The sequence below is a fragment of the Massilia alkalitolerans DSM 17462 genome (genome assembly GCF_000427785.1).
GTDB lineage: Bacteria > Pseudomonadota > Gammaproteobacteria > Burkholderiales > Burkholderiaceae_D > Telluria > Telluria alkalitolerans.
Window position 1 is genome coordinate 163,672 of the sequence record NZ_ATYR01000002.1, and the last position, 11,885, is coordinate 175,556.

Annotated in this window: 13 protein-coding genes; 12 read left to right on the plus strand and 1 reads right to left on the minus strand. The window is 68.0% G+C overall.

The window, feature by feature from the left end; translation table 11 throughout:
* The first annotated feature begins 207 nt into the window (after window positions 1-207).
* Window positions 208-1,386: a CSS-motif domain-containing protein gene (locus YWC_RS34025; RefSeq protein WP_027863993.1), complete on the plus strand. Its 1,179-nt coding sequence runs from the start codon at window positions 208-210 to the stop codon at window positions 1,384-1,386.
* Complete coding sequence (locus tag YWC_RS34030; RefSeq protein WP_267872154.1) at window positions 1,281-1,790, plus strand: EAL domain-containing protein; 510 nt, start codon at window positions 1,281-1,283, stop codon at window positions 1,788-1,790. Before YWC_RS34025 ends, YWC_RS34030 begins: the two co-directional genes overlap by 106 nt.
* On the opposite strand, the gene hcaR is transcribed toward YWC_RS34030, so the two are convergent.
* Window positions 1,787-2,689: a DNA-binding transcriptional regulator HcaR gene (gene hcaR / locus YWC_RS0102705; RefSeq protein ID WP_027863995.1), complete on the minus strand. Its 903-nt coding sequence runs from the start codon at window positions 2,687-2,689 to the stop codon at window positions 1,787-1,789. The genes YWC_RS34030 and hcaR overlap by 4 nt on opposite strands.
* Window positions 2,690-2,826: 137 nt before the next feature.
* Between hcaR and hcaE the strand changes: the two genes are divergently transcribed.
* The 10 genes from hcaE to YWC_RS0102755 all read left to right on the plus strand — a co-directional run bounded on the left by hcaE (window position 2,827) and on the right by YWC_RS0102755 (window position 11,856).
* A complete protein-coding gene (gene hcaE / locus YWC_RS0102710) occupies window positions 2,827-4,191 on the plus strand; it encodes a 3-phenylpropionate/cinnamic acid dioxygenase subunit alpha (protein WP_036212768.1) in 1,365 nt (454 codons plus the stop codon).
* A complete protein-coding gene (gene hcaF, locus YWC_RS0102715; RefSeq protein ID WP_036212770.1) occupies window positions 4,184-4,720 on the plus strand; it encodes a 3-phenylpropionate/cinnamic acid dioxygenase subunit beta in 537 nt (178 codons plus the stop codon). The genes hcaE and hcaF overlap by 8 nt, the downstream gene beginning before the upstream one ends.
* Before the next feature lie 5 nt (window positions 4,721-4,725).
* Window positions 4,726-5,046, plus strand: coding sequence for a 3-phenylpropionate/cinnamic acid dioxygenase ferredoxin subunit (gene hcaC, locus YWC_RS0102720; protein ID WP_027863998.1), 321 nt, complete (start codon window positions 4,726-4,728; stop codon window positions 5,044-5,046).
* Window positions 5,046-5,876 (plus strand): 3-phenylpropionate-dihydrodiol/cinnamic acid-dihydrodiol dehydrogenase, encoded by an 831-nt coding sequence (gene hcaB / locus YWC_RS0102725; protein ID WP_036212772.1) that lies wholly within the window; start codon window positions 5,046-5,048, stop codon window positions 5,874-5,876. Before hcaC ends, hcaB begins: the two co-directional genes overlap by 1 nt.
* A 10-nt stretch (window positions 5,877-5,886) precedes the next feature.
* Window positions 5,887-7,113 (plus strand): 3-phenylpropionate/cinnamic acid dioxygenase ferredoxin--NAD(+) reductase subunit, encoded by a 1,227-nt coding sequence (gene hcaD, locus YWC_RS0102730; protein WP_027864000.1) that lies wholly within the window; start codon window positions 5,887-5,889, stop codon window positions 7,111-7,113.
* Between the two features lie 83 nt (window positions 7,114-7,196).
* A complete protein-coding gene (locus YWC_RS0102735) occupies window positions 7,197-8,141 on the plus strand; it encodes a 3-carboxyethylcatechol 2,3-dioxygenase (RefSeq protein WP_027864001.1) in 945 nt (314 codons plus the stop codon).
* Between the two features lie 24 nt (window positions 8,142-8,165).
* On the plus strand, window positions 8,166-8,954 hold the full coding sequence (gene mhpD / locus YWC_RS0102740; protein ID WP_027864002.1) for a 2-keto-4-pentenoate hydratase: 789 nt from the start codon (window positions 8,166-8,168) through the stop codon (window positions 8,952-8,954).
* Window positions 8,955-8,979: 25 nt separating this feature from the next.
* Complete coding sequence (locus YWC_RS0102745) at window positions 8,980-9,924, plus strand: acetaldehyde dehydrogenase (acetylating) (protein WP_027864003.1); 945 nt, start codon at window positions 8,980-8,982, stop codon at window positions 9,922-9,924.
* 13 nt (window positions 9,925-9,937) lie between these two features.
* Window positions 9,938-10,963 (plus strand): 4-hydroxy-2-oxovalerate aldolase, encoded by a 1,026-nt coding sequence (gene dmpG, locus YWC_RS0102750; RefSeq protein WP_027864004.1) that lies wholly within the window; start codon window positions 9,938-9,940, stop codon window positions 10,961-10,963.
* Window positions 10,964-10,986: 23 nt separating this feature from the next.
* The gene (locus YWC_RS0102755) at window positions 10,987-11,856 is read left to right on the plus strand and encodes an alpha/beta fold hydrolase (RefSeq protein WP_027864005.1); all 870 of its coding nucleotides are present in this window, start codon (window positions 10,987-10,989) and stop codon (window positions 11,854-11,856) included.
* Window positions 11,857-11,885 lie beyond the last annotated feature (29 nt).

The window sequence follows — 11,885 nt, forward strand, 5'->3', positions numbered from 1 at the left end:
TAAGGCGAACGGCCGCGCACACGAAGTCCTTTTCATATTGCTATGCAGCATAGCGTGCCCGGCAGTAGGGTGGGCTCACGCTACTGCATGCCGTATCGGCGGCGGTACAAGGGCGTGTCAGGCGCCCGGTGCGGATTGCGGGCCGCGCGCGGCGTCTGTAGTATGGGACTGCCGCAGCATCCCCTTCATGCCCGTGCGCAGGGAAACATGAAAAAGACCGCCGTCGTTCTGCTGACGCTCCTGCTGGCGATTGCCGGGATCGGCGGGCCGATCCTGCTCGCCATCGAGGAGTCGCAGCGGCAAGCCTTCAAGGCGGAAAGCACGCATGCGCTCGGCTACGCGCGCGACGTCGTGATGCGCGGCGACGAGACCGCCGCGCAGGTGGCCGCGGCCGTCAAGCGGCTGGCCCCGTACACGGACGCACCCTGTGCGCCGGCGAACATCGACCTCATGCGCGAGATCGACCTGGGCTCGACCTATATCCAGGCGGTCGGCTACGTCGAGGGCAACCAGATGCCCTGTTCGTCCATCGTCGGCAGCGCGCGCGTGCTCGACCTGGGCGTACCCGCCTATCGCAGCGCCACCGGCGCCGTGGTGCGCACCGACGTCCGCTTCCCCTTCGCGCCCCAGTATGCCTTCCTGGTCTTGCAGTACGGCAGCTACGCCGCCATCCTTCACGCACAATTGCCGATCGACACCGCCAAGAGCGAGCCCGACGTGTCGCTGGCGGTGGTGCCGCTCGATTTCTACGCGCCGATCAGCGCCCGCGGCCATATCGATCCCGGCTGGTCGAAACGCCTCGGCAGCGCGCGCGAGGTGGTGTTCGAGGAAGATGGCCACGTCGTCGCTGTAGTGCGTTCCTCGGCCTTCGGGACGGTCGGCATCGCCGCCGTGCCGCTGCACTACCTGGAAGACCGTTCCCAGGATTTCGCAGCCCGGCTGGTGCCGGTAGGCATGCTCGCCGGCATCGCGCTGGCCGGCGCGATCCTGTACCTGGCGCGCCAGCAGATGGCCTTGCCCTATGCCGTGCGCAGCGCGCTGCGGCGCAAGGAATTTTTCCTGGAATACCAGCCGGTGGTCGAGCTGCGCAGCGGCCGCATGATCGGCGTCGAAGCGCTGGTGCGCTGGCGCCGGCCCACCGGCGAGATCGTCATGCCCGAGCTGTTCATTCCCATCGCCGAGCAGGACGAGACCATCGTCAGGCTGACCCACCAGGTGCTGGAGCTGTTTGCCGCGACACCGGCTTCTACCTGGAGAGCCATCCGGACTTTCATATCGGTATCAACGTCGCGCCGGCCGACTTCCATTCGCCCGACTTCCTCGACAAGCTGCAGGCGACGCTCGAGCAGATGGGCGCGCATCCGTCCAGCATCATCCTCGAGGTGACCGAGCGCGGCATGCTCGACCCGGTGGTCGCGCGCGAGACCTCGGGCGCCTTGCGCGGGCACGGCTTCGCGATCGCGATCGACGATTTCGGCACCGGCTATTCGAGCCTGTCCTACCTGGAAACGCTGGAGCTCGATTACCTGAAGATCGACCGCAGCTTCATCGAGGCGATCGGCACCGGCGCCCCGACCAGCCAGGTGGTCGGGCACATCATCGCCATGGCGCGCGACCTTGGACTGCGCATGATCGCGGAAGGGGTGGAGAGCCAGGCCCAGGCGGACTTCCTGCTCCGGCACGGGGTGCAGTACGCGCAGGGCTGGCTGTTCGGGCAGCCGATGTCCTTCGCCGAGGTCCTGCGCCGGATGGAAGAGGCGGAGGAGCTGGCGGCGCGGGTGGCCGGCTAGGGTGCCGGCCCGCCACGCACGTCGGCGTGGCGCGCCACCAGTTCGCGCAGCACCGCGAGAGCCGGCGTGTCGTCGCCGGCGCGCCAAGCCATCAGGAGATCGATTTCCGGCGCCGTTCCCGCCAGCGGCCGGATGCAGATCGAGGGGTTGGTCAGCGCCGTGACGTAGTCCGGCAGCAGGCCGATGCCCAGGCCCATGCCGATCAGGTTCAGGTTGAGGAGGGCATTGGTGGCGACCTGCGCCACTTTCGGCCGCACCCCATGCTGGGCGAAATAGGCTTCAACGATCGGGTACAGCTCGCCTGAATACAGCGGATCGGTGTGGACGAAGGCTTCGCCGTCGAGTTGTTCGGGGGCGATCTCCTGGAACTGTGCGAGCGGGTGCGCGGCCGGCAGGACCACGACCAGCGCTTCGCGCAGGACCACCTGGCTGGCGATGCCGGCCGACAGGACCGGTTTGCGCAGGAAAGCGATGTCGACCTCGTGATCGAGCAGCATCTTCTCCTGTTCGATGGTGGGGTTGCTGCGCAGCTCGACGCTCAGCTCGGGCAGGCGCATGCGCAGGCGCGGCAGGATCGCCGGGAAGATCCGGACCTCGGCGGCCGGCACGAAACCGATCTTGATCGTCGAATTGCCCTTGCGTCCGACATGGCGCGCCCGCATCACGGCCCGCTCGGCCTGCTCCAGCGTCAGGCGCGCCTCGGTCAGGAACACCTGGCCGGCGTCGGTCAGTTCCACCTTGCGGCGGGTGCGCGACAACAGCAGTGTTCCCACTTGTTCTTCGAGATCGCGGATCTGCTGGCTCAGCGAGGGCTGGGCCGTGCACAGGCGTTCGGCCGCACGCGTAAAGCTGAGTTCTTCGGCGACGGCGACGAAATAGCGCAGGTGGCGCAATTCCATGGGTTCCTCCGGGGCGATTGCTGTGTTATCGCTAAAACGTCTTAAAAGCGACAAACAAAATATTATACAGATGGGGGTCTTCCTACGATGATATGGCGAAGTTCTTCAACCATGAAGCCTCGTAGAGGAGACGCAAAATGTCTGAAAAAGTCATCGACTTCGATGCGCTGGTCGACGCACGGACTGGCCGGGTTGCATCGTCGATCTATACCGACCCCGAACTGTATGAACTGGAACTGGAGCGCATCTTCGGCCGCTGCTGGCTGTTCCTGGCCCATGTCAGCCAAATCCCCAAGGCTGGCGACTTCTTCAATACCTATATGGGCGAAGACCCGATCATCGTGGTGCGCCAGAAGGATGGTTCGGTCAAGGCCTTCCTGAACCAGTGCCGTCACCGCTCGATGCGGGTCAGCCACGCCGACTGCGGCAATACCCGTGCCTTCACCTGTCCCTACCACGGCTGGTCCTACGGCACCGACGGCAGCCTGGTCGACGTGCCGCTGGAACAGCGCGCCTATCCGCACGGCCTGTGCAAGGAAAAGCTCGGCCTGCAGGAAGTGACGCGGGTGGTCGAGTACAAGGGCCTGATCTTCGGCAACTGGGATCCGGAGGCCCCGGACCTCGGGGAATACATGGGCGACATCGCCTGGTATCTGGACGGCGTGCTGGACCGCCGCTCGGGCGGCACCGAGATCGTCGGCGGCGTGCAGAAATGGGTCATCGACTGCAACTGGAAGCTGCCGGCGGAACAGTTCGCCAGCGACCAGTATCACGCGCTGTTTTCGCACGCTTCGGCGGTGCAGGTGCTGGGCGCCAAGCCCGATGCCGCCGAGAAGGCGCTCGGCGCCGGCCAGACCGCGCGTCCCGTCTGGGAGACCGCCAAGGACGCGCTGCAGTACGGCCAGGCCGGACACGGCAGCGGCTTCTTCTTCACCGAAAAACCGGACGCCAACGTCTGGGTGGACGGCATGGTGTCGCAATACTACCGCGACACCTATGCCGAGGCCGAACAGCGCCTGGGCAAGGTGCGGGCCCTGCGCCTGGCCGGCCACAACAACATGTTCCCCACCATGTCGTGGCTGAACGGCACCGCCACGCTGCGGGTCTGGCACCCGCGCGGCCCGAACCAGGTGGAAGTCTGGGCATTCTGCATCGCCGACAAGGACGCCCCGGAAGAGGTGAAGCAGGCCTTCGAACGCAGCGCCACGCGCGCCTTCGGTCCCGCGGGCTTCCTCGAGCAGGACGATTCCGAGAACTGGGTCGAGATCCAGAAGGTGTTGCGCGGCAAACGTGCGCGCGCCACCAAGCTGGTGGTCGAGATGGGCATCGGCAATGAAAAGAAACGCGAGGACGGCATCCCCGGCGTGACCAACTACATCTTTTCGGAGACGGCCGCGCGCGCGATGTACCGCCGCTGGGCCGACCTGCTGGCCTGCGACAGCTGGGAGCAGGTGCACGAGCGCACCCGCGCCTACGACGAGGAGGTGCTCAAGCATGGCTGACACCGATCGCATGCCCCGCGTGCCGATGGAACTGCACCACGAAATCGCGCAGTTCCTGTACCACGAGGCCGAGCTGCTGGACGACTGGCGCTTCCGCGACTGGCTGGACCTGCTGGCCCAGGACATCGAGTACACCATGCGCACCACGTCCAACGCCCAGACGCGCGACCGCCGGCGCGGCGTGCAGCCGCCCACCACCTGGATCTTCAACGACACCCATGCGCAACTCGAACGGCGCATCGCGCGCCTCGAGACCGGCATGGCCTGGGCCGAGGAGCCGCCGTCGCGGACCCGGCACCTGGTCACCAACCTGGTGGTGCGCGCCACGGAGAACCCCGACGAATTCGAGATCCGCCTGAACTACCTGCTGTACCGCACCCAGAAGGAGCGCGACCAGGCGCTCTATGCCGGCAAGCGCATGGACCGGGTACGCCGCGCCGAGACCGCCGCGGGCTGGCAGATCTGCCGCCGCGAGATCGTGCTCGACCAGGCCACCCTGACCACCCACAACCTCAGCGTACTTTTCTGACAGCCATGACACGTATTCTCGTTTGCGAAGACAAGGCCTTGCCGGACGGCGGGGCGATCAAGATCGACGGCCCGAACGAAGCGCTCGCCGTGTTCCGTTCGAACGGCGAAGTATTCGCCCTGGCCGACCGCTGCAGCCACGGCAATGCCTCGATGTCGGAAGGCTATGTCGAGGACGACGGCACGGTCGAGTGCCCGCTGCATGCGGCGCGCTTCTGCCTGAAGACCGGCGCGGCCCTGTGCCAGCCGGCCACCGAGCCGCTGCGCACCTTCCCGGTCGCCGTGGTCAACGGCAACATCTACATCGAACTCCCGGAGGCCGCGTGATGCGCGCGCCGCAGGAGGGCGGCTGGCTGCGCGGCCAGGTGGCATTGATTACCGGCGGCGGCTCCGGGCTCGGGCTGGCGCTGGTCGAGCGATTCCTGGTGGAGGGCTGCCGGGTGGGCGTACTGGAGCGCTGCGCCGACAAGGTGGCCGCGCTGGAAGCGCGCTTCGGCGCCGACGTGGTCGCCGTGCAGGGCGACGTGCGCTTGTTCGCCGACAATGCGCGCGCCGTGGCCGCCACGCTCGCGCGCTTCGGCAAGCTCGACACCTTTGTCGGCAACGCCGCGATCTGGGATCATGGCGCGGGCCTGATGGACCTGCCCCCGGAGCAGCTGGACCAGGGTTTCGACGAGCTGTTCCCGGTCAACGTCAAGGGCTACCTGCTCGGCGCCAAGGCCGCCGCCGCGGCCCTGGTCGAGAGCGAGGGCAGCATGATCTTCACGCTCTCCAACGCCGCATTCTACCCGGGCGGGGGCGGTCCGTTGTACACCGCCAGCAAGCACGCCGCCGTGGGCCTGGTGCGCCAGCTGGCATATGAGCTGGCGCCCAAGGTACGCGTGAACGGCGTCGCGCCATGCGGCATGGCGAGCGACCTGCGCGGCCCGGCCGCGCTCGGCCAGGAAGGCAAGCGCATCATGGATTCGCGCTCGCCCGAGGCGATCGCCGGCATCCTGCCGCTGCAGTTCTTCCCCGATGCCGCCGATTTCACCGGTCCCTACGTCATGCTGGCCTCGACCGCCAACAACCGCGTGCTGAGCGGCGTGATGATCAATGCCGATGCCGGCCTGGGCATCCGCGGCATCCGCCACGTGGCGGGCGGCCTGCATCTGTGAGGACGACACCATGAATCGTCCCGTCCATGTCATCGTCGGTGCCGGCCAGGCCGGCGCCAATGCCGCGGCGGAACTGCGCCGCCAGGGTTTCACCGGCCGCGTGCTGCTGGTGGGCGACGAGCCCCATCCGCCCTACGAGCGCCCGCCGCTGTCGAAGGACGTGCTGCTGCGTCCGCAGGACACCCGCTGCGCAGTGCACCCGGAGGGCTTCTACGAGGAGCAGGGCATCGAGCTGAAACTGGGCGTGTCCGCGCTCGCGCTCGAGCCCCTGGCGCGCGTCCTGCGCCTGGCCGGCGGCCAGGACATCGCCTACGACAAGCTGCTGCTGGCGACCGGCGCCCGCGCGCGCCGCCTGCCGGTGCTCGATGCGCTCGGCGCGAACGTGCATACCCTGCGCACGCTCGACGACGCGCGCCGGCTCGGCGCCGAGCTGCGCCCGGGGCGCCGCATCGTGCTGGTCGGCGCCGGCGTGATCGGGCTGGAACTGGCCTCGAGCGCGGTCGACCTGGGCGCACGCGTGACCGTGGTCGAGCCGGCCCGCGCGGCCATGGGCCGTTGCGCGCCGCCGCTCCTGAGCGGATTCCTGTGCGATGCGCACCGCCGCCGCGGCGTGAGCCTGCGCTTCGGCGCCGGGGTCGACAGTGCGCGCCGCGAGAACGGCGACATCGTGCTGGAACTGCAGGACGGCACCCGCATCCTCGCCGACGCCGTCATCTACGGCATTGGCGTTGAGCCCGACATCGCGCTCGCGCTCGGGGCCGGACTGGAGATCGACGGCGGCATCGTGGTCGACGCCGGCTGCCGGACATCGAGCCCGCACATCTACGCGGCCGGCGACGTCGCCGTGCGGCGCGGCCAGCCGCGCCGCGAGACCTGGGAAAACGCCCAGAAGCAGGGCATCGCGGCGGCGCGCGCCATGCTCGGCCTGCCGCTGGAAGCGGAATGCGCGCCCTGGTTCTGGACCGACCAGTGCGGCTACAACGTCCAGTGCGTGGGCGACATGGCGGCGCCGCGCTGGATCGTGCGTGGCGACCTGGGCGCGCCGCCCTGCGTGCTGTTCGGGCTGGATGCCGAGGGCGCGCTGGTCGGCGCCATCACCGTCAACCTGGGTCGCGAGATGCGCAGCGCGCGCGAACTGGTGGACCGGCGCGCCCGGCTGGCGCCGGAAGTGCTGCAGGACCCCGACCAGGCGCTGCGCGCGCTGGCCAAGGCGGCAGGCGAAGCCCAGCCGGCCTGAGCACCCCTGAACGGCGATGCTCCCAAGCGGATCACCGCCGCCGACATATTGACTGATCCGTCTCCTGACGGCTGGAGTTTGACATGCCCATCCATCTTGAATGTCTGTCCCATACGCCGCTGCGCGGCTACTTCGATCCGGCGCCGGAGGTGCTGGCCGAGGTCGAGCGCGTGCAGGCGGCGGCGCGCGAGCGCGTGCTGGCCTACGACCCGGAACTGGTGGTCGTGTTTTCCCCCGACCACTACAACGGCTTCTTCTACGACATGATGCCGCCGTTCTGCATCGGCGCGGCGGCCGATTCGATCGGCGACTACCGGAGCCTGGCCGGACCGCTTGACGTGCCGCGCTCGCTGGCCAGGGAACTGGCCGAGAGCGTGCTGGCCGCCGACCTCGATTGTGCCTTGTCCTACCGGATGCAGGTCGACCACGGCTGTGCCCAGGCCCTGGAAGTGCTGACCGGCGCGCTGGACCGCTACCCGGTGATTCCGGTGTTTATCAACTCGGTGGCCCCGCCGATGGCCAGCCTGCGCCGCGCGCGCCTGCTCGGCGAGGCGATCGGCCGCTTCCTGGCGCGGACCGGCAAGCGGGTGCTGGTGGTCGGTTCCGGCGGCATCTCGCACGAGCCGCCGGTGCCGGAACTGGCGGGCGCGAACGCGGAACTGGCGAACCGCCTGATCGACGGCCGTAACCCCACGCTTGAGGCGCGCCGCCAGCGCCAGGAGCGCACCGTCGCCGCCGCCCAGGCATTCGCGGCCGGCACCAGCAGCATGCGCCCGCTCAACCCGGAGTGGGACCGCGCCTTCCTGGAGCGCCTGGCCGGCGAACTGCCGGCGGTCGACGGCATGACCGACGCGGCCATCACCCGCGACGGCGGCAAGTCGGCGCATGAGATCCGCACCTGGGTCGCCGCCTTCGGCGCGCTGTCCGCCTGCGGCCCCTACCGTGCGTCGATCGATTTCTATCGTCCGATTCCCGAATGGATCGCGGGTTTCGGGGCCATGCACGCCGTCCCCCTCGCGGCGGCATAAACCGGACAAGCAAAGGAGAAAGCCTTGACCTCCCCACAACTCATCGACACCCTCGCGGCCAGGCTGCGCGAGGCGGAACAACGACGCCAGCCGGTCGCCCCGGTGCGCGGCGAGATCGGGCCCGACGATACCGAACTGGCGTATGCCGTGCAGCAGGCCAACGTGGAAGCGCGCCTGGCGCGCGGCGAGCGCATCGTCGGCCGCAAAATCGGCCTGACCTCCCTCGCGGTGCAGCGCCAGCTGGGCGTGGATCGCCCGGACTTCGGCGCGCTGTTCGCCAGTATGGCCTACGGCGACGGCGAGACCATCCCGCTGGGACGCCTGATCCAGCCGAAGGTCGAAGCCGAGATCGCGCTGGTGCTCGAACACGACCTGGTCCACGAGAAGCACAGCTTCGCCGACATCCTGGGCGCCACTGCTTACGCGCTGGCGGCGATCGAAGTGGTCGACAGCCGCATCCGCAACTGGGACATCCGCTTCGTGGACACCGTCGCCGACAACGCCTCGAGCGCGCTGTTCGTGCTGGGCTCGCGCCCGGTGCGACTGGATCAGCTCGACCTGGCCGGTTGCCGGATGACGATGCAGCAGGACGGCGAACAGGTGTCGCAGGGCGTCGGCGCCGCCTGCCTCGGCAACCCGCTGAATGCAGCGATGTGGCTGGCCGACACGATGGTGAAGCTCGGCACGCCCCTGCGCGCCGGCGATGTGCTGCTCACCGGCGCGCTCGGGCCGATGGTCGCCGTGACCGGGCCGGGCAGCTTCACGGCCCAGATCGACGGGCTGGGCAGCGTACGTGCGGTATTCGGCGAATAAGCAGACAAATAAAAGGACTCAAGCGATGAGCAAGAAACTCAAGGCCGCGATCATCGGATCGGGCAACATCGGCACCGACCTGATGATCAAGATCCTGCGCCATGGCCGCCATATCGAGATAGCGGCGATGGTGGGGATCGACCCGAACTCCGACGGCCTGGCACGCGCGGCGCGCATGGGCGTGGCGGTCACCCACGAAGGCGTGGAAGGCCTGACGCGGATGCCGGTCTTCGCCGACATCGATGTGGTGTTCGACGCCACCTCGGCCTCGGCCCACGTCGACAACGACGCCTTCCTGCGGCAACTCAAGCCCGGCATCCGCATGGTCGACCTGACGCCGGCGGCGATCGGCCCCTATTGCGTCCCGGTGGTGAACGGCGACGCCCACCTCGACGCCCCCAACGTGAACATGGTCACCTGCGGCGGCCAGGCCACCATCCCGATGGTGGCGGCGGTGGCGCGCGTGGCGCCGGTAGCGTACGGCGAAATCGTCGCCTCGATCTCCAGCCGCTCGGCCGGCCCCGGCACCCGCGCCAACATCGACGAATTCACCGAGACCACCTCGCGCGCGATCGAGGAGGTCGGCGGGGCGCGCAAGGGCAAGGCCATCATCGTGCTCAATCCGGCCGAGCCGCCCTTGATGATGCGCGACACGGTCTACTGCATGACTGTCCTGGACGCCGACCAGGACGCGATCCGCCGCTCGGTGGCCGAGATGGCGGCCGCGGTGCAGCAGTATGTGCCGGGCTATCGCCTCAAGCAGGAAGTGCAGTTCGACCGGCTCGAGGAGGCCCCGAACCTGCCAGGCATCGGCCGGATGGCCGGCCTGAAGGTCTCGGTGTTCCTGGAGGTCGAAGGCGCCGCCCACTATCTTCCGGCCTATGCCGGCAACCTCGACATCATGACCAGCGCGGCCCTCAACACGGCCGAACGCATGGCCGAACGTCGACTTTCCGCAAGCGCGGCTTAAGCGAGGAATGCACATGTTCGACAAGACCAAGAAGATCTACGTCTCCGACGTCACCCTGCGCGACGGCATGCACGCGGTGCGCCACCAATACAGCCTGGAGCAGGCGGTCGCGATCGCCAAGGTCCTGGATGCGGCCGGGGTCGATTCGATCGAGGTCGCCCACGGCGACGGCCTGCAGGGCGCCAGCTTCAACTACGGCTTCGGCGCCCATACCGACCTGGAGTGGATCGCGGCGGTGGCCGAGAATGTCCGGCACGCCAAGGTGGCGACCCTGCTGCTGCCGGGCATCGGCACCATCCACGACCTGAAGAACGCCTACGAGGCCGGCGCCCGCGTGGTGCGCGTGGCCACCCACTGCACCGAGGCCGACATCTCGCGCCAGCACATCGAGTACGCCCGCGAACTGGGCATGGACACGGTGGGCTTCCTGATGATGAGCCACATGACCACGCCGCACGAACTCGCCCAGCAGGCGAAGAAGATGGAGAGCTACGGCGCCACCACGATCTACGTGGTCGATTCGGGCGGCGCGATGAACATGTACGACATCGCCGAGCGCTTCAAGGCCTTCAAGGACACCCTCAAGCCCGAGACCGGGACCGGCATGCACGCCCACCACAACCTGTCGCTGGGCGTGGCCAATTCGATCGTGGCGCTGGAGCACGGCTGCGACCGGATCGACGCCAGCCTGACCGGAATGGGCGCCGGCGCCGGCAACGCGCCGCTGGAAGTGTTCGTGGCGGCGGTCGACCGCATGGGACTGGCCCACGGCTGCGACGTACGCAAGCTGATCGACGGGGCCGAGGACATCGTGCGCCCGTTGCAGGAGCGCCCGGTGCGGGTCGACCGCGAGACCCTGGCGCTCGGCTTTGCGGGCGTGTACAGCAGCTTCCTGCGCCATTCGGAAGCGGCGGCGCAGAAGTACGGCCTGCCGGCCTTCGACATCCTGGTCGAACTCGGCAAGCGCCGCATGGTCGGCGGCCAGGAAGACATGATCGTCGACGTGGCGCTCGACATGCTCAAGCGCCGCGCACAGTAGATTGACACACAAGGAGACACAAGATGAGCACCAATGCATACCTGGTGGATGAAGCATCGACCAGCAAGTTCGTTCGCGTCAAACACGAGTGCCGCGAACTGAACATCCACTACAACGACGTCGGCAGCGGCGCGGAAACGGTGGTGATGCTGCACGGCTCCGGGCCGGGCGCGACCGGCTGGGCCAACTTCCACCGCAACATCGAACCACTGGCGCAGGCCGGCTACCGCGTGATCCTGATGGATTGCCCGGGCTGGGGCAAGAGCGAATCGATCGTGAATACCGGTTCGCGCTCGGAGCTGAACGCGGCCTTCCTGAAGGCGCTGCTCGACGCGCTGGCGCTCGAACGGGTGCACATCGTCGGCAACTCGATGGGGGGACACAGTGCGGTGGCCTTCGCGCTCGCTCACCCGGAACGCATCGGCAAGCTGATCCTGATGGGCGGCGGAACGGGCGGCCCGAGCCTGTATGCACCGATGCCGACCGAAGGCATCAAGCAGCTCAACGCCGTCTACCGCGAGCCGAGCATCGAGAACCTGAAGCGCCTGATGAACGTGTTCGTGTACGACGCCAGCGCGATCACCGACGCGCTGATGGAGCAGCGCCTGGCCAACATCCTGTCGCGTCGCGACCACCTGGAGAACTTCCTGGCAAGCCTGGCGGCGAACCCGAAACAGTTCACCGACTACGGCCCGCGTCTGGGGGAAATCAAGGCCCGGACCCTGGTGATCTGGGGCCGCGACGACCGCTTCGTGGCCATGGACACCGGACTCAAACTGATCGCCGGCATCCCGGACGCACAGCTGCACGTCTTCAACCGCTGCGGCCACTGGGTCCAGTGGGAACATGCGGATGCGTTCAACCGCATGGTGCTCGACTTCCTGGCACATTAAACAGGCGCCGCCTGGAGGCGGCGCCTGCC

Excerpts from the sequence above, each read along its gene's own strand:
- YWC_RS34025 (WP_027863993.1), top strand. The coding sequence starts at position 208 with ATGAAAAAGACCGCCGTCGTTCTGCTGACGCTCCTGCTGGCGATTGCC.
- hcaR (WP_027863995.1), bottom strand. The coding sequence starts at position 2,689 with ATGGAATTGCGCCACCTGCGCTATTTCGTCGCCGTCGCCGAAGAACTC.
- hcaE (WP_036212768.1), top strand. The coding sequence starts at position 2,827 with ATGTCTGAAAAAGTCATCGACTTCGATGCGCTGGTCGACGCACGGACT.
- hcaF (WP_036212770.1), top strand. The coding sequence starts at position 4,184 with ATGGCTGACACCGATCGCATGCCCCGCGTGCCGATGGAACTGCACCAC.
- hcaC (WP_027863998.1), top strand. The coding sequence starts at position 4,726 with ATGACACGTATTCTCGTTTGCGAAGACAAGGCCTTGCCGGACGGCGGG.
- hcaB (WP_036212772.1), top strand. The coding sequence starts at position 5,046 with ATGCGCGCGCCGCAGGAGGGCGGCTGGCTGCGCGGCCAGGTGGCATTG.
- hcaD (WP_027864000.1), top strand. The coding sequence starts at position 5,887 with ATGAATCGTCCCGTCCATGTCATCGTCGGTGCCGGCCAGGCCGGCGCC.
- YWC_RS0102735 (WP_027864001.1), top strand. The coding sequence starts at position 7,197 with ATGCCCATCCATCTTGAATGTCTGTCCCATACGCCGCTGCGCGGCTAC.
- YWC_RS0102745 (WP_027864003.1), top strand. The coding sequence starts at position 8,980 with ATGAGCAAGAAACTCAAGGCCGCGATCATCGGATCGGGCAACATCGGC.
- dmpG (WP_027864004.1), top strand. The coding sequence starts at position 9,938 with ATGTTCGACAAGACCAAGAAGATCTACGTCTCCGACGTCACCCTGCGC.
- YWC_RS0102755 (WP_027864005.1), top strand. The coding sequence starts at position 10,987 with ATGAGCACCAATGCATACCTGGTGGATGAAGCATCGACCAGCAAGTTC.